An 18266-nucleotide genomic window follows, 5' to 3' on the forward strand; every position below is an offset into this window, starting at 1 on the left:
GCCAACCGGCTTCGCTATCCCGCCAGCAGCCCTTGCTGCAGGCGGGCGTGCAGTTTAAGCATGTTCTCCGTGATGGCCCGCCAGACGTGGGCGGAAAAGTCCGACGGCAGCGTTTGGCGGGCGCTTTCGATGGCCTGCGGCACGCGGTCGGCAAACTCGCCCAGGATCGCCAGCATCTGCTCCCGGGGGAAGTTAACCGCTTTGGCGGTCGCCAGAAAATGACGCGGATAGATAGCGTTAATCTCCGTTTTCCGCCCTTTTGTGGCATTGAGCCCCATCGACAGCTTCAGGTCGCGCAGATGCAGTCCCGTCCCGCCCAGCACCGGAAATGCCGAAATAATGTCGTAGAACGGCGTGAGCCGGTAGCTGCCGCCGGGCAGCAAAAAGAGCGAGAAGTTCTTCGCATGCCCGTCCGTAGCCCCGGTCAGCCACTGGAACACCATGAACTTCATAAAGTCATAGCGATCTTTCAGGGCCTCACTGGAACCCAGCAGAAAGGTCATGATCGCGGCGATACCCGGCCCGCCGTCAGACTCATATTTCATCGACGACGGTATGCCGAATGCCTGACACAGATCCTCCTGCGGCAGACGCAGCAGCACGCGCCCCTCCTGCGCCCAGCGCCGGTCGAAGCGGGTCACCGCCAGCGCACGGATCCGCGGCGTGTTGATAATCTCCGCCTCCGGCACCGCCAGGCCCAACGCCCTGGCCAGCGCCAGGCACAGATATTCGTTATCCACGCTTTCACGCAGATCCAGCGTCGCATTGGGCTGCTTTATCTCGCCGATGGGCAGTTTAATGATATGGGTGGTCGGGGTGGTGCCCTGCGGAATACACCAGTGCTCGCCCATTCGCAGCAGCGCGGTTTTCTCCTGAGCGCCGGCCACCGAGATACGAAAATCGTCCTGGCCGGTCACCATTCCGAGAGGAATATCCGACTGGTAGGCGGTCAGCAAAGCGGTCAGCTGCGCCTCATCCAGCGTCTGCCAGCGCAACGCGGCAAGATGCGCCTCTTCCCCCGGCGGCAGCAGAGTCACCGCCCCTACGCTGTCCCGCCCGACCTCGGCCAGCAGATCGAACGGCTGTTTCGAACGCGCCTGATAGCGCCTGACGATCCGCTCGCGGACCTGCGGGCTGTCGGGCAGCAGGTTATCAAAATAGTGATACACCGCGTCGGCGGTGATATTGCCATACTGCAGCGGCAGCGAGAGGGAGAGCGGTCTGGCGCGCGGGCTGCGCAGCCACTCCTCATCATAGCGGAAACTGTGCGCCCCGTTGGCCTGGCGGGTTAAGGTTCCCACGCGCGCATTGTTCATCCAGGTGGTGAGCGTCGCCATTACCAGTCAAGATCCGTGGTGTTATCGGGAATCATCGCCGTCTCTGCCGGTTTGGCGTTCAGGGTCATCACCACCCCCAGCGACTGGAGGATCTTAAACAGGGTGGTTAAGGTGGTTTTGTCGGGGTGATTTTCAAAATTGGACAGCGTCGCCTGTTTAATGCCGATCCGGCTGGCCAGCGCCTCCTGAGTCCAGTGATTTTGCTGGCGCAGCAGTTTCAGGTAATTGGCCAGCTGAACCGGACTGTATATCTGCGGGGAATTCATCGCCTTGTTCCTCACCATCATTTATCCCCCTATCGGGATAAAACTGGTTTTATACCCTACAAGGGATAATGTCAAGTTTATCCCCTGGTGGGGATAGGTCAATGATTATCCTTACGTAGGGATAAAGCAGAAGGGATGGCAGCCGGAGCAACGTGGTCTGCCCGGTGGCGGCTGCGCCTTACCGGGCCTACGGGATGTCGCTACCAGTTTCATCATCATCCAGGCCGGGCAAGCGTAGCGCCGCCCGGCAATGGCTGTCACTCGGGCAACGCGCAGCCGGGCTTAGCTGCCGCGGTAGGTCGACCATCCGCCCGGGGCGATCAGAAACGGCAGATGGAAATGGTCCTCTGCCGCCTCGCCAATGACAAAATCAATCTGCGCCCGGGTAAAGACGCTCTCGCGCCCGGCACGGGCAAACCACGCCCCGGTTTCCGCGGTTAAACAGTAGCGCCCCGCCGGCAGCGGCGCAGCGCTGAAGGTGACGATACGCCCCTGGGCGTTGGTCACCAGGTTCGCCAGGGTCTCGCCCTCCCGGCTCAGGCTGACCGCGACGCCTTCAGCCGGCGTGCCGGTGGAAATATCCAGAATATGGGTGCTCAGGGTGCTCATTCGCCAATCGCTCCTTCCAGTCTTAACATCGTAATTTCCCGCAGCTGGGCAAGCGCCTCAGCCACTTCTTCGTCAGCGGTATGCTGCAGCCGGCGCGTCAGCGCCTGCAGAATCTCTTCGCCGCTGCGCCCTTTGGCGCGGATTAAAAACACCCGGCCAAAGCGGGCTTCGTAGCGGGCATTCCCCTCCCGCAGGGCCTGCGCCAGTCTTTCATTATCGCTGTCCACCGCCGACTGCTCCTGGCGTGACATCGTCGCGTGCGCCTGGCTGCCGCTCGGTTTTTCGCCGATCCGCGGATGGGCGCTGAGCGCCGCGTTCAGATCGTTCTCTCCCCAGTCGCCCATCGCTTCCCGGGCGACCTGCAGCAGCGCTTCACGGTTGGCGAAGGGGCGCAAGTTCACCAGCTTATCGCTCCAGGCCGGGATCGCCACACAGGGAGCCAGCAGCTCCCCTGCCTCATCGCCACTCAGGCTGTTAAACTGACTCAGCGCGATCATCCTGACTCCTTATCGTTTTCGTCGCCGCCTGCTCCTGCGGCAGAACAAGGTTCAGCGCTATCGCCACCAGCCCACCGCTGGTGGCCGCGGAACCGAACAGATCGCCGACCATCGGCGGAAAATGGCTGAGAAACGCCGGCACCGACTCCACGCCAAGACCCGCACCAAACGCCAGTCCCACGATCAGCACATCGCGTCGGGTGAGCGGGTTCTGGGTAATGATCCGGATCCCGGCCGCCACCACGCAGCCAAACATCACCATCGTAGCGCCCCCCAGCACCGGCGCCGGGATCTGCCGCAACAGTTCGCCCACCGGCGGGAACAGCCCGAGCAGGATCAGAATTACGCCAATGTAGCGTCCGACATAGCGGCTGGCCACCCCGGTCATCTGGATCACGCCGTTGTTCTGCGCGAAAGTCGTGTTTGGAAAAGCGCTGAGCATTGCGGCCACCATGCAGCTGACGCCATCCGCCAGGATACCGCCCTTCAGCCGGTTGCGGAAAGCGCGATCGTCAACAGACTGTTGTGAAATCAGCGAGTTGGCCGTCAGATCGCCCACCGCCTCCAGAATACACACCAGCGACACCAGCGCCACCGGCAGAAATATCGCGCCGTTAAACTGAAAGCCAAACGGGAACAGCGTTGGCAGGCGAAACAGGGTATCGCCCAGGCTGTGAAGATGGAACTGACCGCTCAGCCCTGCCGCCACACAGCCCACGGCAATGCCCACCACCACCGAGGAGAGCCGCAGCCAGCGGTTTTTGGCGCAGCTCAGCAGGACGATAACGCCAAGGGTACCCGCCCCGAGCGCGATATTGCTCATGCTGGCGAAATCCTGCGCCTTTTCCCCACCGCACCAGTTAATGACGCTGACCTTGATCAGGCTGATGCCGATCAGCGCAATCACGCTGCCGGTAATGATAGGGGTAAAGATTTTCTTCAGCGGTTCGATAAAGCGGCTGACAATCACCGGCACCAGGGCGGCGACAAAGTTAACGCCAAACAGCATCGCCATAATATCCTGCGGCCCGCCGCCCTGCGCTTTCACCCACATCCCTCCGGCTACCGCCACGCCCAGAAAGGCGAAGCTGGTGCCCTGCATGCAGATCATCCCGGCGCCAATTCCCCAGACCCGGTTGGACTGCAGAAAGGTACCGATACCCGAAGCCAGCAGCGACATACTGATGAGATACGGCAGCCAGTCGCCAAGTCCGAGGGTGGCGCCGATGATCAGCGGCGGCGTGATGATCCCCACCAGACCCGCCAGCACATGCTGGAGGGCGCTAAAAAAGGCCGGAAGCGGTGGGATCCGCTGTTCAAGGCCGTAAAGCAGGCCGCTGTGATGTTCGTCAGACATGGTGTTATCCCGTAGCAAAGAGAAGTGCATGGGCTACTGCACAAAGCAGGCCAGAGACGACAAAAGCGCACGAATAAATTTATTAACACTTAAAAATCATAAGCTTAAATTACTCGAATGATGCATCACTTCCCTCCGCTGCTGAACCAGGCTTATGAAACGATAGATTCTTAATGCAACATACAGAAACTTTTGATTCATAAAAAGGCAACCAATGCATCACATTGCACCGAGGTGGTGCGCCATGACCTGTCGCTGTGCCTCTGGCGGGCGGTTTTCCTCTCTTCGGCGAACTGGTACGCAAATTGCTGTAGTCAGTGCCTACATCTGGAGAAGGAGAAAAAAATGAAAGCAATCGTGATTGGCGCGGGCATCGGCGGCTTAAGTGCGGCAGTGGCGCTCAAACAGTCGGGGATCGACTGCGACGTCTATGAGGCGGTGAAAGAGATCAAACCGGTCGGCGCGGCGATTTCCGTATGGCCCAACGGCGTGAAATGCATGGCCCACCTCGGCATGGGCGATATCATGGAAACCTTCGGCGGACCGCTGCGCCGCATGGCGTATCGCGATTTCCGCAGCGGCGAGAACATGACCCAGTTCAGCCTCGCGCCGCTGATCGAACGCACCGGCAGCCGCCCCTGCCCGGTATCCCGCGCAGAGCTGCAGCGGGAAATGCTGGATTTCTGGGGACGGGAGCGCGTGCAGTTCGGCAAACGCGTCACCCGCTGTGAAGAAAACGCCGACGGCGTGACGGTGTGGTTTACCGACGGCAGCAGCGCCAGCGGCGATCTGCTGATTGCCGCCGACGGCAGCCATTCCGCGCTGCGTCCGTGGGTGCTCGGCTTTACCCCGGAGCGCCGCTACGCCGGCTACGTCAACTGGAACGGTCTGGTGGAAATAGATGAAGCGCTGGCACCCGGCGATCAGTGGACCACCTTTGTCGGCGAAGGCAAGCGCGTCTCGCTGATGCCGGTCTCCGCTGGCCGGTTCTACTTTTTCTTTGATGTGCCGCTGCCGGCGGGTCTGGCCGAGGATCGTGACACCCTGCGCGCTGACCTCAGCCGCTACTTTGCCGGCTGGGCGCGGCCGGTGCAGAAGCTGATCGCCGCCCTTGACCCGCAGACCACCAACCGTATTGAAATCCACGATATCGAACCGTTCAGCCGCCTGGTGCGCGGTCGCGTCGCGCTGCTGGGCGACGCCGGACACAGCACCACCCCGGATATTGGCCAGGGGGGATGTGCGGCGATGGAAGATGCGGTGGTGCTGGGCGCCGTTTTCCGCCAGACCCGCGATATTGACGCCGCCCTGCGCGAATATGAAGCCCAGCGCTGCGATCGGGTTCGCGATCTGGTGTTGAAGGCGCGCAAGCGCTGCGATATCACCCACGGTAAGGATATGCAGCTCACCGAAGCCTGGTACCAGGAGCTGCGGGAGGAGACCGGCGAACGGATTATCAACGGCATGTGCGACACCATCCTCAGCGGGCCGCTGGGCTGACGGTCGCCATGGACTCAATCACCGCGCTCAGCGTCTGAATGGCCATCTGCGCGGGACGCGATAGCTGACGCGAGGGCGCGGTGCACAGCGCCAGAGTCAGCGGCCGCAGCAGCGTACTGCGCAGCGGGATAAAGGCCAGCTGTCCGCGCTGAACCTCGTCCAGCACGTCGAGCAGGCTGAGGAGCGTCACGCCGCTGCCGCGCAGCACCAGCGACTTAATGAGGCGAATATCATTGCAGCTGATGGTATTCTCCGGCGTAAAGTCATGGTGGCGATAGAGGAGCGCAACACGCTCATGAACGATCAGCGGCGCGCCGGGCACGATGTGCCGCTCCAGGCTGAGCTCGCCCAGAGACAGGGCCTTTGCCCCCGCCAGAGGATGGTCCGGGCGCATCACAATCCCCACCTCCAGTTCGGCAAAGGCCAGTACGCTGAGTCCGGCCTGCCCCTGCGGATCGAGGATCAGACCGACGTCCAGATCCGCCTGACGCACTTTCTGGCTGACGGTGTGGCTGTCGGCCACCTGCAGATCCAGCTCCAGCCACGGCCAGCGGGCGATGATCTCCGCCAGCGCGGCGGCGAAGCCGCCTTCCGCCAGCGCCTGCACCATGCCGACGCTGACGCTCCCGCGCTTCATCCCCTGCAGCTCATCAAATTTTTGCCGGGTCTGACGAAACTCCTTCTGCCAGCGCAACAGATTGTCATACAGCAGTTCACCCGCAGTGGTCATCCGCAGTCCCTCCGGCAGCCGCTCGAACAGCGGCGTCCCGAAGGCCTCCTCGGCCTGCAGGATCTGGCGGTTAATCGCCGAGGCCGAGATATGCAGCTGCTCGGCGGCCCGGCGCAGGCTGCCGCAGCGAGCCACGGCGATGAAATAGTGGGCGAAACGGGAAAATGGACTCATGGTGCCCCTGTACTCTTTTTTGCAACAGCAGAGTGAATTAATGGTGATGGATGTGAACACCCTAATATGACAACAATAATCTCACAACAATAAAACAATCACCGATGTGAGCAGGAAGAGAAATCATGAAGACAACCACCCCCACGCCCCCCGCCCATTGCACCTTCGATCCGGAAGACTGGCTGCGGCTGGCCCGTTGCTGGCACCCGGTGGCCCGCGCCTGCGATATTGACGGCGCTCCGGTGAAAGCCACCCTGCTGGACGAACAGCTGGTTATCTATCGTATAAAAGGCCAGGTGGTGGTCGCCCGCGACGTCTGCCCGCACCGCGGCGTCCCGCTGACCCTGGGGTTTCATGAAGAAGAAGGCATCGTCTGCCCCTATCATGGCCTGCGCTTTGGCGAGGATGGCCGCTGCAACCGCATCCCCTCCAGTCCGGGGCAACCCATTCCGGCCAAACTGCATCTCACCAGCTTCGCCGTGGAGGAGCGTTACGGGCTGATCTGGACCTGCCTGGACTGCGATCCGGACAATCCGCCGCCGTTACCGACCATGCCGCACTGGGACGACGCCGGCTTTCAGCAAATCAACTGTCCGGCCTTTGAAGTGAAGGGCTTTGCCGGCCGCCAGGTCGAAGGCTTTCTCGATGTCGCCCACTTCGCGTGGATCCACACCGAGACCTTCGCCGATCCGGACAACCAACAGGTGCCGGACTACACCCCGCAGGAGACGCCGTTCGGCTTTGTTGCCGACTACTGGAGCTCGGTAGGCAATTACCCGGCCAGCTCCGATTTCCGCGCGCCGGAAGGGTTCCAGTGGCTGCGTCACTTTGAAATGCATCTGCCGTTCACCGCCACGCTGACCATCCATTTCCCTGCCGATGCGAAGCTGGTGATCATGAACGCCGCCTCGCCGGTGTCGTCGCGCGTGACGCGAATGTTTGCCCCTATCGCCCGCAATTTTGACCTGCATGTGCCGGTGGAAGACGTTCATGCGTTCAACCTGCGGGTGTTTGAGGAGGACCGCCTGATGGTTGAGACCCAGCGCCCGGAGCGGCTGCCGCTGGATCTGACCCTGGAGGCGCATATTCCGGCAGACCGCAGCTCTATCGCCTACCGGCGCGGGCTGAAGAAGATGGGCTTTGGCGATTTCTTTCTGGTATGAGTGGAGGTCTTATGCGCGACATACTCCCGGTGGTGGTCGATGGCCTGTGGCGCCAGGGCGCGAAAAATCTGGCCGTTCGTCTGGTGAGCGCCGATGGGCAACCGCTGCCGGCGTGGGCGCCCGGCGCCCATATCGACCTCCATCTCCCCTGCGGGCTGATCCGTCAGTATTCGCTGACCGGCAGCCCGGCCGGACGGGATCACTATCTGCTCTGCGTCGCCCGCGAGGCGCAGTCGCGAGGCGGCTCCCGTTATATTCATGACACCCTGCGTCCGGGGCAGCCCTTGCTGATCTCTGCTCCGCGCAACCACTTTCCCCTGCACGGGGGCGGCCACGTGGTGCTCCTCGCCGCCGGGATCGGCATTACGCCGCTGCTGGCGATGGCCCATGCGCGGGCGGCGTCCGGCGCCAGCTTTACGCTGCACTATTACGTCAGCCGCGCGCAGGAGGCCGCCTTCGCCACCGAGATCGCCAGCCAGCTCACCGGCGGAACCTGCCTGATCCACAGCTCTGCCGACGGGCAGAGTCCGCGCCTGCGGCTGGCGCAGGATCTGGGCGCGCCGGACACCGACACCCGAGTCTATTTCTGCGGACCGCCGGGGTTTATGGCTCAGGTGCGCGACACCGCGCTGGCGGCCGGCTGGGCGGAAACGCAACTGCACAGCGAAGCGTTCCAGCCGACCGTCCCGACGGCGGCGTCGGCGGAGGACGGCACCTTCACCATCACCCTCGCCTCCACCGGGGAGCGCTGGCCGGTCCCGGGGGACAAAACCATCGCCCGGGTGCTGCAGGAGCATGGCGTTGAGGTGCCGCTCTCCTGCGAGATGGGGATCTGCGGCGCCTGCCTGACGCCGGTGCGGGAGGGAACGGTCGACCACCGGGATACCGTGCAGTCGGAGGCGGAAAAACAGGCCGCGGAGCAGCATATCGCGCTGTGCTGCTCCCGCAGCCTGTCGGCCAATTTAGTTATCGATCTCGCGGGATAAGCGGCCGGTCTCCGGCTGCTCGGCGCTGGCGACCGGTTTCACCCGCACAGCGGTGAAGACCACGACCATCGCGATCAACAGCAGCAAACCGCTGCCGGTGAAGACGCCGCTGGCGCCATGCAGATCGAACACCGCCCCGCCGCCGGCGGCGCCGGCGCTGATGGCCAGCTGAATAGAGGCCACCAGCAGACCGCCTGCGCTTTCCGCCTCATCCGGCACGGTGGTGGCCAGCCAGGTGGACCAGGCCACCGGCACCAGACCGAAGGCAAATCCCCACAGGGCGACCAGCAACCCGTCGAGCACGGACAGATGGCCAAACGTCACCATCAGCAGCGCCAGGACGCTCATCATCAGCGGCACCAGCGCCAGGGTCAGACGCAGGCTGCGGTTCAGCAGATAGCTCGCGACCGAGGTGCCGATAAAGTTAGCGACACCGAAGCCGAGCAAAATCAGCGAAACGCCTTCAACGCTGGCCTGCGCGACGGTCTCAAGGAACGGTCGCAGGTAGGTGAAGAAGGCAAAATGGCCGCTGAAAATCAGGATCGACGCCAGCATGCCCCCCAGCATACCGGGACGGCGCAGCACCCTGAACAGCGTGGAGAAGGTGCCAACGCTTTCCGGCCGCATGGAGGGCAGCACCCACAGCTGCCAGAGCAGCGCCAGCAGGCTGGGTATCGCGCAGAGAATAAACACGTTGCGCCAGCCGATCAGCTCTCCGAGGTAGCTGCCGAGCGGCGCGGCCACCACCGTGGCGACAGACACCGCGGAAAAGATGATCGCCAGCGCTTTCGGCACATGGGCCGCCGGCACCAGACGCATCGCCGTGGCGGTGGACATCGCCCAGAAACCACCGATGGCGATCCCCAACAGCAGACGACCGAGCAGGAGAAACGCCAGCGAACCGGCAAAAGCGACCATCAGGCTGGAGACAATCTGCAGCACGGAAAAGAACATCAGCACCCAGCGGCGGTCGATATTGCGGGTGGCGGTGGCGATCAGCAGGCCGGTGACTAACGCCACTAACGCCGTGGCGGTCACCGCCTGCCCGGCCATCCCTTCGCTGACGCCGAGGCTACTGGCCATCGGCGTTAACAGGCTGGCGGGCAGAAATTCAGCCACGATCAGGCCGAACACCCCGAGGGCCAGGGCATAGACGGCGCGCCAGGCAGGCCTGACGGGTGACAGGCTCGCGTCAGCAGCTATGCAGGAAGTCATATACATCTCTCCAGGTTTATTAACATCCTGGACATCTTAGGGGCTTACCCCTGGACGATATATGATGCATACTCTTCAGTTATTGATTATTCGTCCGGAATTACCATGAGCCAGCCCACTATCGACCTGACCAGCGAACTGCTGCGCGGTATGCGCCTCTCCGGCGTGAATTACCGGCGCATCGAGACCTCCCGCCCGTTTGGCGTCGGCTTTAGCGCCGTGGCGGGCAAAGCCCAGTTCCATTTCATCAGCCGCGGGCCGGTGCTGCTGCGCATGGCCAGCGGAGAACAGTTCACCCTGGAGAGCGGCGACGCGCTGTTTATTCCCAACGGCGACGGGCACGCCCTGCTCTCCGATCCGCAGGCCGCGGTGGTGAATGTGGCGCAGCTGAACAGCGAAACGGTGTGCAGCACGGTAAGTTGTATCAACGCTGGCGGCCAGCCTGACTGCCCGGAGCGCGCCGTGATTTTCAGCGGTTGTATGGACTTTGAACTCGGCGGCATGCAGCCGCTGGTGAAGGCCATGCCCGAAGTGATGCGGGTGAGCTGCCTGCTCAACACCTGGCCGGAGATCCAGCCGCTGCTGGCGGCGATGGAGCGGGAATCGCTCACCCGCCAGGCGGGCTATGCCGGGATCCTCGCCCGACTGGCGGACGTAGTGGCCGCGCTGATAGTCCGCGGCTGGGTGGCCTGCGGGTGCGGTAACGCCACCGGCTGGGTGCAGGTCCTGCGCGATCCCCGGCTGGCGAAAGCGATCTACGCCATGCATCAGCGTCCGGGCGTTAACTGGAAAGTGGAAGATCTGGCGCGGGAGGCGGGGCTGTCGCGCTCTCTCTTCGCCGAGCGTTTTCTTGCCGCCACCGGCACCACCCCCGCCCGCTATCTCACCGAGCTGCGTATGCGGCTGGCGGTGCAGTACATCACCCACGAAGGCCAGGCGCTGGAAAAAGTCGCCTTCAGCCTCGGGTATCAGTCGCTGGCGGCCTTTAGCCGGGCTTTCAAACGCATCACCGGCCAGCCGCCGGGGGCCCTGCGCGCGACGGTACGCTAGCGTCAGCCTTTATATAAAGCGATACACGCCGTTGCCGACGCGAAAGCGTTGCCCCTTAAGCGCCGGGTTGGCGACGCGAAACACCAGCTCGGCCAGCTGGTTGGCGGGTCCCTGGCGAAAAATAAACCACTGGCCGCCCGCGTCCAGCCCCTGCTCCCCCTGTGACGGGAAGCCCAGTAGTGCCTGCCAGCGGTCGCGCACCGCCTGCGGATTGTCCACCTCGAACACCGCCTGCTCGAGCACAATGTCGCCCAGCGGATGAGGCACGTCCAGCCCCTGAGCGCGCAGCCGCGCCAGCCGGGTCTCGTCGTCTTCTCCCCACTGCAGCACAAAGGGAAAGACCAGCCCGTCGGTGTCGCCATCGATGGTGAAGATCCGCCAGCGGATGACATTGCCCTGCGGATCGTGGCGCTGGCCATCGACAATCGGTGACACCGCCAGCCCCTTGCGACGCAAGTGGTCATGGGTGGCGTCGATGTCGTCGCTGCGCAGCGCGACGCGTAACAGCGCTTCGTTCTCCGGCAGCAACCGCGCGGCATCCCGCGAGAGCAGAAATCTGTCCGTCGCGGCGCGCAGTTCGTCCGGGTCGGAAATGGCGAGGAATTCGATATAGGTCAGACCAAAATAGCTCAGCGCATTGCGGGTTCCCCAGCCCGGATGGCGCCCGCCGACCGCCGCCCGCAGCTGCTGCCCGGCAAAGATTTCAATCGCCGCTTCCGGCTGATTCACAAACTGTACTGCGTGATCCCACTGCAAGGTGGCCATGATCTCTCCCGGGGTTGTGCCTGTTAAGACGTCTGCGGCAAAAGATAGTGCTGGGGTGAAGGCAATGGCAAACAAGAATTATGTATATTGAAAGCTGGATAAGTGATTTATATCAACGCGGTATGTTGAGTCTGACAGGCGATGAAACGGCGGGCTAACGAATTGCCCGCCGGCGGGATCAGACCGACCCTTCTTTCTCAATCACCAGAATACGCGCCGCCCCCTGGGGATGGGCGACATGCTCGCATCCCACCTCGGCGTAAAAGATATCTCCGGCGTTCAGCATGATCACCTGTTCCTCGCCGTCGACCTTCACATACATCGCCACCTGACCATCCATCACGGCAAACACCTCCTGACCGTCGTTGATGTGCCAGATATAGGGTTGGTCGGTCCAGTGCAGGCGCACGGTGGTGCCGGAAAAATTGGCAATGTCCAGCGCGCCCCACGCGCGGTCGGCGGTGAAATCTTTACTGCTCCAGCTCTGCATGATGTTGTCCTGTGGTAAGGGTTATTTTTTCTGCCAGTTTGCCCAGGGATCCGGTTTCTCTGCCGGCGCATCGTCGTCGAGCGAAGCCAGATACATCGCCTCCACCTCTTTACGCGCCCACGGCGTCCGGCGGAGAAATTTCAGGCTGGACTTGATGCTGGGATCGCTTTTAAAGCAGTTAATGTTGACCTGGCGGGCCATTTCCGCCCAGCCGTAGCGCGCCACCAGGGCATTGAGCAGCGCTTCCAGCGTCACGCCGTGCAGGGGATCTTTTGAGCTGTGCATGAGGATACATCCGTTCCGCATTAAAAAAGTGCGCCCACCTTACTGACTCTCGGTGACGGGCGCAACGGCTTCAGTTCGCCCTTACGCCTTTATCTATTTAACGCAAAAGCACTGAACCCCGCGCGGACATAAATTAGAAAATAACGTTATTGGTTGCTTATCTGGCCCTGAGGCAAGCTGTGCTCAGCCCCGGACAGAGGAAATCACCATGCGCTGCTGTTGTGCCAGAACCCTGAACCTGAATCGACCCATAACTTATTATCCCGTTTTCGGAGAACACAATGAACGCGACCACCCTGCCGATTCTCGATCTGGCCCGCTACGCGGACCCCGCGGATAAAGCGGCCTTCCTGGCCGACCTGCGTCACGCCGCCCGCGACATCGGCTTCTTTTATCTGATCAACCACGGTGTCGACGACGCGCTTCAATATGAAGTTCAGCGCGAGTCCCAGCGCTTTTTTGCGCTCGATGATGCGCAAAAACAGCAGGTGGCGATGATCCACTCCCCCCATTTTCGCGGCTATAACCGCGCGGCCTCTGAGCTGACGCGCGGCCAGCCTGACTGGCGAGAGCAGTTTGATATCGGCGCCGAACGTCCGGCGCTGACCCTCAGCGACGACGCGCCGCGCTGGCAGCGCCTGCAGGGTCCGAATCTGTGGCCTGCCGCGCTGCCATCGCTAAAACCGGTATTACTTCACTGGCAACAGCAGATGACTCAGGTGGGGATCCGCCTGCTGCGCGCCTTTGCCGAAGCGCTGCAGCTCCCGGAGAATGCCTTTGACCGGCTTTACGGCGACCAACCCAACGAGCATATCAAGCTGATCCGTTATCCCGGCCAGCAGGAGACCCAGAGCAGCCAGGGCGTTGGCGCCCATAAAGATTCCGGTTTTCTCAGCTTCCTGCTGCAGGACGAGCAGAAAGGGCTGCAGGTTGAGGTGGCGCCCGGGCAGTGGATCGACGCCGTACCGCTGGCCGGCAGCTTTGTGGTCAATATTGGCGAATTGCTGGAGCTGGCCACCAACGGCTATCTGCGCGCTACCGTTCACCGGGTGGTGTCACCGCCGGCTCAGCAGCAGCGCCTCTCCATCGCTTTCTTCCTTGGCGCCCAGCTTGACGCGGTGGTGCCGGTTTATACCCTGCCGCCCGAGCTGGCGCGTGAAGCGCGCGGTCCGGACAGCGACCCGCACAATCCGCTGCTGCGCGATGTCGGCTGGAATTATCTCAAGGGCCGTCTGCGTTCCCATCCGGACGTGGCGGAACGCTACTATCAGGACGTTTTTCGCGAACGCGCCGAGCAATTGATCGTTTAACCATAACTAAAAAGGAACACACCATGAAATATGCTGCTTTTAAACTGGCAGGGGTCGCACTGTCTCTTTCTCTGGCATGGACGTCTGCCCAGGCCGCCGCGCTGCGCGTCGCCGCGGACCCGGTTCCCCACGCGGAGATCCTCAACTACATCAAAAAAATCGATCCCAGTCTCGATCTCAAGGTGGTGGAGCTGACCAGCGGGGTCAACGCCAATGAACTGCTGGCCAGTGGCGATGTGGATGCCAACTACTTCCAGCATGTCCCCTACCTGAAGGATCAGGAGAAAGCGCTGGGTAAAACCTTTGCCGTCGCGGCCACGGTTCATATTGAGCCGCTGGGGATCTACTCGCATAAGCATAAAGATTTCTCGTCGCTGCCGGAAAACGCCACGGTGGCGGTACCGAATAACACCACCAACCTGAGCCGGGCGCTGTTCCTGCTGCAGGCGCAGAAGCTTATTAAGCTGGACCCCAAATTTACCGACCCGGCCACCACCCTGGCGACGCCGAAGGATATTGTCGAGAACCCGAAACACCTGAAGATCCTGGAGATTGAATCGCCGCAGATCCCGCGCTCCCTCGACGATGTCGACCTGGCGGTGATTAACGGTAACTACGCGCTGGAAGCCGGTCTGGTGCCAGCGAAAGATGCCCTGGGGCTGGAAAGCGCCGAGCATAACCCCTACGCCAATATCCTGGTGACCACCCCGGCCCTGGCGAATGACCCGCGTATTAAGGCGCTGGCGAAAGACCTGACCTCGCCGCAGGTGGCGGAGTTTATCCGTAAAAACTACAACGGCTCGGTGATCCCGGTGGCCCCTCAGTCATGATCACCATCGAAGGGCTGAGCAAAACCTACGCCGGAACCGGCCGACCGGCGCTGAACGATATCGCGTTACAGATCCCGAAAGGGGCGATATACGGCATTCTCGGGCGCAGCGGCGCCGGCAAAAGTACGCTCATCCGCTGTCTCAATTTGCTGGAGCGGCCCACCTCGGGCCGCATTCTGGTGAACGGACAGGATATTACTCAGCTGAACAAGGCGGCGCTGCGGGATTATCGCCTGCGCACCGGGATGATTTTCCAGCACTTCAATCTGCTGCATGCCCGCACCGTCGCCGATAACATCGCGGTGCCGCTGGAGATTGCCGGGGTGCCGCGGGCCGCTCGCGAAGCGCGGGTGCGCGAACTGCTGGAGCTGGTGGATCTCAGCGAAAAGGCCGCCGCTTTCCCGTCGCAGCTTTCCGGCGGGCAAAAACAGCGCGTCGGCATCGCCCGGGCGCTGGCCGCCCGACCGGAGGTGCTGCTGTGCGACGAGGCGACCAGCGCTCTGGATCCCGAGACCACCGCCTCGGTGCTGGCTCTGCTGGCGGATATTAACCAGCGGCTCAATCTGACCATTGTGCTGATAACGCACCAGCTGGAGGTGGTGAAAACCATTTGTGACCACGCGGCGCTGCTGGAACAGGGCGAGATTGTCGAGAGCGGCAAACTCGCGGGCCTGCTGGTGACCCCATGGTCGCGGCTGCGCCAGTCGCTGCTGCACGACCCGCAGGCTGAACAGGATTTTCTTACCCGTCACGGCGTTCAGGGGAGGCCATTATGCGGAGTAGCATGAGCTGGGAAGATTTGTGGCCGTTATTACTCGACGGCACGCTGGATACGCTCTATATGGTGGGCCTGGCGGCCCTGTTTACCGTGCTGATGGGGCTGCCCACCGGTGTGTTGTTATTTATTTCCCGCGCCAACGGGCTGGCGCCGATGCCGAAACTGAACGCGTTGTTAGGCGCGGTGATCAACATCGGCAGGTCGCTACCGTTTATCGTGCTGCTGATCGCCCTGATCCCTTTTACCCGGCTGATCGTCGGCACCACGCTGGGCAGCACCGCCGCCATCGTGCCGGTGACCATCGGCGCCTTTCCGTTCTTTGCCCGCCTGACGGAAAACGCGCTCGACGAGGTGGATTACGGAAGAATCGAAGCCATTCTGTCGATGGGCGGCAACGTCTGGCACGTGATTTTTAAATCCCTGCTGCCAGAAGCCCTGCCGACGCTGCTGGCCGGGATCACGCTGACTATCGTGATGCTGATTGGCTTTTCGTCGATGGCCGGGGTGATCGGCGGCGGCGGACTCGGCGACCTCGCCATCCGCTACGGCTATCAGCGATTCAATAATGAGGTGATGTTTGGCACAGTGCTGATCCTGGTGGCGATGGTTCAGGGCGTGCAGATGGCCGGCGATCGGCTGGTGCGCAGCCTGGCCCACCGCCGTTAGCCGTCAGTCATTAGTTCCAGCCGCTCTCTGCCGCCAACTGGCGGACCAGACGGGCGGCGTCACACTCGCGGATCAACCCCACCCCCTGCCCGGCCCAGTGGGCGCCATACTCATGGACGCCCTGGGCTTTCGCGGCGGCGGCCAGCGCTTTGCCGATATCATACGCCAACGGATAATCCGGCACGGCGCTCGTCGGACAGGCTTCCCCCAGCGCGCAGAAGGCATTAGCCAGACAGCGTGCCGGACGCCCGGATATCGCGGAGGTCAGCACCGTACGCCCGTCAAGGCTGTTGTGGATCGCCGCGCGATAGCCGGCGTCGGCGGCCGATTCCGGACACAGTAAAAACGCCGTACCGAGCTGTACGCCCTGCGCCCCCAACTGCATCACGCTAGCGATCCCCGCTCCGTCCATGATGCCCCCGGCGGCCACTACCGGGATGGTTAGTCGACGCCGCAGAAGTTGCACCAGGGTGAAGGTGCTCAGCTGCGCGTCAGGCTCCTGCGGAGCAAAGATCCCCCGGTGCCCGCCCGCCTCATAGCCCTGAGCGACCACCACGTCGATCCCCTGCTGTTCAATCAGCTGCGCCTCCTGGAGCGAGGTTGCCGTCGCCAGGGTGACAATCCCCTGCTGTCGCAGACGCTGGATCGTCTCACCTTCAGGAAGGCCGAAATGAAAGCTCACCACCGCCGGCGAGTGGTCGAGAAGCAGCTCCAGCATGGCGGTGTGGCCGATAAACGTCTGGTATATCTCCCTAAGCGATGCCGGAGGCGTACTGCCAAAGCGGGTAAAATGGGGGCGCAGCGTCTCTGCCCAGTCCGCTTCACGTGGGGCGTCGCGCCGCGGCGGCGCATGGCAAAATAAATTGACATTGAACGGCCGGTCCGTCAGCTGGCGGGTGGCGACGATCATCGCTTCCGCCTGGGCAACGGTTGCAGCGCCCAGCCCCAGCGAACCCAGCGCCCCGGCATTACTCACCGCAGCAGCCAGCGCGGGGGTGGAGACGCCCGCCATCGGGGCCTGGATCAGGGGGTAGTCAATATCAAGAAGCGAAAGCAGTGAATTTTGCATGAGTTCCTCGTAGATGAGTGATGCCGGATGCTTACCATCTCTTTTAAAGATGATAAGATCAACATCATTATCATATTGAGAATAAAAATATGAACCACAGCACACTGCAGATTTTTATCCAGGTGGCCGACACGCAAAGCGTCACCCTGGCAGCAAAACGGCTGGGCCGCGCCCAGTCTAATATCACCACCCGTATTCAGCAGCTGGAAGAGGAGCTTGCCGTGGAACTTTTCGTCCGCGGCAACAAAAAAATGGTACTGTCGCCGGCAGGCGTACAGTTCCTCAGCTATGCCCGGCGGATCCTGAGCCTGGCGGAGGAGGCAAAGCAGGCTCTGCATCCGACCACACCCGGCGGCAGCCTGCGTTTGGGCGCGATGGAGGCGACCGCCGCCAGCCGTCTGCCGCCGCTGCTTACCCGCTTCCAACAGCAATGCCCGCAGGTGGATGTCACCCTCAGCACCCGGCCGACCCGCCAGTTAGCCGAGGGGGTATTCACCGCCGCCCTCGATGCCGCGCTGGTCTGCCTGCCGCCAGGGCCGGATGGCCAACCGACATGCCCGCCCGGGCTGGAATCTGTCCCGGTGTTTCAGGAAACCCTGATGCTGGTCCGGCCGCAGGGCGCGGGCCCGCTGCGGTTCGCGGCATTTACCAGCGGCTGCAGCTATCGGGCGTTGGGAGAGCGCTGGCTGGCGGAGCAACAGGCGGCCGTCGAGGTGCATGAGGTTAGCTCCTATCACAGCATGCTGGCCTGCGTGGCCTCCGGGCGCTACGTCTGCCTGCTGCCGCAGAGCGTGCTGTCGCTGATGACGCTTCCCGAAAACTGTCTTAGCGAACCGCTGTGCGAGGCGACCACCCAGCTTATCTGGCGTCAGGGGTTCAGCACCTCCGCCCTCAGCGAGTGGCGCATCCTGTTGCAAAGCGCTGCGAACGGCTAAGCTAGAAGAGGATTCAGTGACACACGCGCAGGGGGCGAACCAGAGCTCTTGCCGACAAACGCAGAGGCGTTTTGCCGCTACAGTATCAACCCGAGCGACAACAGCGACAGAATCGCTTTTCGCCACAGGTCGCGGCTGCGCCTGACCCGGCCTACATGGCGGCGCTTAGCCGGCTAAATGGGTCCCCCGCTCCGTAGGCCCGCGCAAGCGCAGCGCCGCCGGGCGACGGGTCGCGGCTGTGACGCCGCTTTTTT

The 18266-nt window shown here is 62.3% G+C and carries 20 protein-coding genes; 9 read left to right on the plus strand and 11 right to left on the minus strand.

Annotation, left to right across the window (positions count from 1 at the left end; genetic code table 11):
* Positions 1-14 precede the first annotated feature (14 nt).
* The 5 genes from GT756_RS10920 to GT756_RS10940 form a co-directional block, all read right to left on the minus strand.
* Complete coding sequence (locus GT756_RS10920; RefSeq protein ID WP_043519554.1) at positions 15-1337, minus strand: type II toxin-antitoxin system HipA family toxin; 1323 nt, start codon at positions 1335-1337, stop codon at positions 15-17.
* Positions 1337-1603 carry a type II toxin-antitoxin system antitoxin HipB gene (hipB, locus tag GT756_RS10925; RefSeq protein WP_004205921.1) on the minus strand — a complete coding sequence of 89 codons (267 nt, stop codon included), beginning with the start codon at positions 1601-1603 and terminating at the stop codon, positions 1337-1339. The genes GT756_RS10920 and hipB overlap by 1 nt, the downstream gene beginning before the upstream one ends.
* 282 nt (positions 1604-1885) lie before the next feature.
* A complete protein-coding gene (gene uraH, locus GT756_RS10930) occupies positions 1886-2212 on the minus strand; it encodes a hydroxyisourate hydrolase (protein ID WP_017900379.1) in 327 nt (108 codons plus the stop codon).
* Positions 2209-2709 carry a 2-oxo-4-hydroxy-4-carboxy-5-ureidoimidazoline decarboxylase gene (gene uraD, locus GT756_RS10935; protein ID WP_017900378.1) on the minus strand — a complete coding sequence of 167 codons (501 nt, stop codon included), beginning with the start codon at positions 2707-2709 and terminating at the stop codon, positions 2209-2211. Before uraD ends, uraH begins: the two co-directional genes overlap by 4 nt.
* Positions 2687-4066, minus strand: a complete 1380-nt coding sequence (locus GT756_RS10940; RefSeq protein WP_160124775.1) for a nucleobase:cation symporter-2 family protein — start codon at positions 4064-4066, stop codon at positions 2687-2689. Before GT756_RS10940 ends, uraD begins: the two co-directional genes overlap by 23 nt.
* A gap of 345 nt (positions 4067-4411) precedes the next feature.
* Here GT756_RS10940 and hpxO point away from each other — a divergent pair, with 345 nt between their 5' ends.
* On the plus strand, positions 4412-5566 hold the full coding sequence (hpxO, locus tag GT756_RS10945; protein WP_160124776.1) for an FAD-dependent urate hydroxylase HpxO: 1155 nt from the start codon (positions 4412-4414) through the stop codon (positions 5564-5566).
* On the opposite strand, the gene hpxR is transcribed toward hpxO, so the two are convergent.
* On the minus strand, positions 5547-6470 hold the full coding sequence (gene hpxR, locus GT756_RS10950) for a LysR family hpxDE operon transcriptional regulator HpxR (RefSeq protein ID WP_160124777.1): 924 nt from the start codon (positions 6468-6470) through the stop codon (positions 5547-5549). The genes hpxO and hpxR overlap by 20 nt on opposite strands.
* A gap of 125 nt (positions 6471-6595) precedes the next feature.
* Here hpxR and hpxD point away from each other — a divergent pair, with 125 nt between their 5' ends.
* Complete coding sequence (hpxD, locus tag GT756_RS10955) at positions 6596-7633, plus strand: molybdenum cofactor-independent xanthine hydroxylase subunit HpxD (protein ID WP_021314344.1); 1038 nt, start codon at positions 6596-6598, stop codon at positions 7631-7633.
* Between the two features lie 11 nt (positions 7634-7644).
* Positions 7645-8619: a molybdenum cofactor-independent xanthine hydroxylase subunit HpxE gene (gene hpxE / locus GT756_RS10960; protein WP_174562435.1), complete on the plus strand. Its 975-nt coding sequence runs from the start codon at positions 7645-7647 to the stop codon at positions 8617-8619.
* Here the strand turns inward: hpxE and GT756_RS10965 are convergent.
* Positions 8596-9834 carry an MFS transporter gene (locus GT756_RS10965; protein WP_085846269.1) on the minus strand — a complete coding sequence of 413 codons (1239 nt, stop codon included), beginning with the start codon at positions 9832-9834 and terminating at the stop codon, positions 8596-8598. The genes hpxE and GT756_RS10965 overlap by 24 nt on opposite strands.
* A 105-nt stretch (positions 9835-9939) precedes the next feature.
* Between GT756_RS10965 and GT756_RS10970 the strand changes: the two genes are divergently transcribed.
* On the plus strand, positions 9940-10884 hold the full coding sequence (locus GT756_RS10970; RefSeq protein ID WP_004205934.1) for an AraC family transcriptional regulator: 945 nt from the start codon (positions 9940-9942) through the stop codon (positions 10882-10884).
* A 9-nt stretch (positions 10885-10893) separates the two neighbouring features.
* Here GT756_RS10970 and GT756_RS10975 read toward each other — a convergent pair whose 3' ends face one another.
* From GT756_RS10975 to GT756_RS10985, 3 genes are all read right to left on the minus strand, one after another.
* The gene (locus GT756_RS10975; protein WP_032456028.1) at positions 10894-11649 is read right to left on the minus strand and encodes a VOC family protein; all 756 of its coding nucleotides are present in this window, start codon (positions 11647-11649) and stop codon (positions 10894-10896) included.
* A 178-nt stretch (positions 11650-11827) separates the two neighbouring features.
* On the minus strand, positions 11828-12139 hold the full coding sequence (locus GT756_RS10980; RefSeq protein WP_048294844.1) for a cupin domain-containing protein: 312 nt from the start codon (positions 12137-12139) through the stop codon (positions 11828-11830).
* A gap of 21 nt (positions 12140-12160) precedes the next feature.
* Positions 12161-12424, minus strand: coding sequence for a VF530 family DNA-binding protein (locus tag GT756_RS10985; RefSeq protein ID WP_048294843.1), 264 nt, complete (start codon positions 12422-12424; stop codon positions 12161-12163).
* 281 nt (positions 12425-12705) lie between these two features.
* Between GT756_RS10985 and GT756_RS10990 the strand changes: the two genes are divergently transcribed.
* From GT756_RS10990 to GT756_RS11005, 4 genes are read left to right on the plus strand one after another with little or no spacing between them, the layout of a single operon-like run.
* Positions 12706-13734: an isopenicillin N synthase family oxygenase gene (locus GT756_RS10990; RefSeq protein ID WP_049003678.1), complete on the plus strand. Its 1029-nt coding sequence runs from the start codon at positions 12706-12708 to the stop codon at positions 13732-13734.
* A gap of 23 nt (positions 13735-13757) precedes the next feature.
* Positions 13758-14564 (plus strand): MetQ/NlpA family ABC transporter substrate-binding protein, encoded by an 807-nt coding sequence (locus GT756_RS10995; protein WP_004205939.1) that lies wholly within the window; start codon positions 13758-13760, stop codon positions 14562-14564.
* The gene (locus GT756_RS11000; RefSeq protein WP_160124779.1) at positions 14561-15352 is read left to right on the plus strand and encodes a methionine ABC transporter ATP-binding protein; all 792 of its coding nucleotides are present in this window, start codon (positions 14561-14563) and stop codon (positions 15350-15352) included. The genes GT756_RS10995 and GT756_RS11000 overlap by 4 nt, the downstream gene beginning before the upstream one ends.
* Positions 15349-16008, plus strand: coding sequence for a methionine ABC transporter permease (locus tag GT756_RS11005; protein WP_174562436.1), 660 nt, complete (start codon positions 15349-15351; stop codon positions 16006-16008). Before GT756_RS11000 ends, GT756_RS11005 begins: the two co-directional genes overlap by 4 nt.
* A gap of 10 nt (positions 16009-16018) precedes the next feature.
* Here the strand turns inward: GT756_RS11005 and GT756_RS11010 are convergent, their stop codons facing one another.
* Entirely contained in the window at positions 16019-17077 is a 1059-nt protein-coding gene (locus GT756_RS11010) for a nitronate monooxygenase family protein (protein WP_043519548.1), read from the minus strand.
* 89 nt (positions 17078-17166) lie between these two features.
* Here GT756_RS11010 and GT756_RS11015 point away from each other — a divergent pair, with 89 nt between their 5' ends.
* Positions 17167-18012, plus strand: coding sequence for a LysR substrate-binding domain-containing protein (locus GT756_RS11015; protein ID WP_017900370.1), 846 nt, complete (start codon positions 17167-17169; stop codon positions 18010-18012).
* Positions 18013-18266 lie beyond the last annotated feature (254 nt).

The organism is Klebsiella sp. Q2, from assembly GCF_009900705.1.
GTDB classification, from domain to species: Bacteria; Pseudomonadota; Gammaproteobacteria; order Enterobacterales; family Enterobacteriaceae; genus Klebsiella; species Klebsiella quasipneumoniae.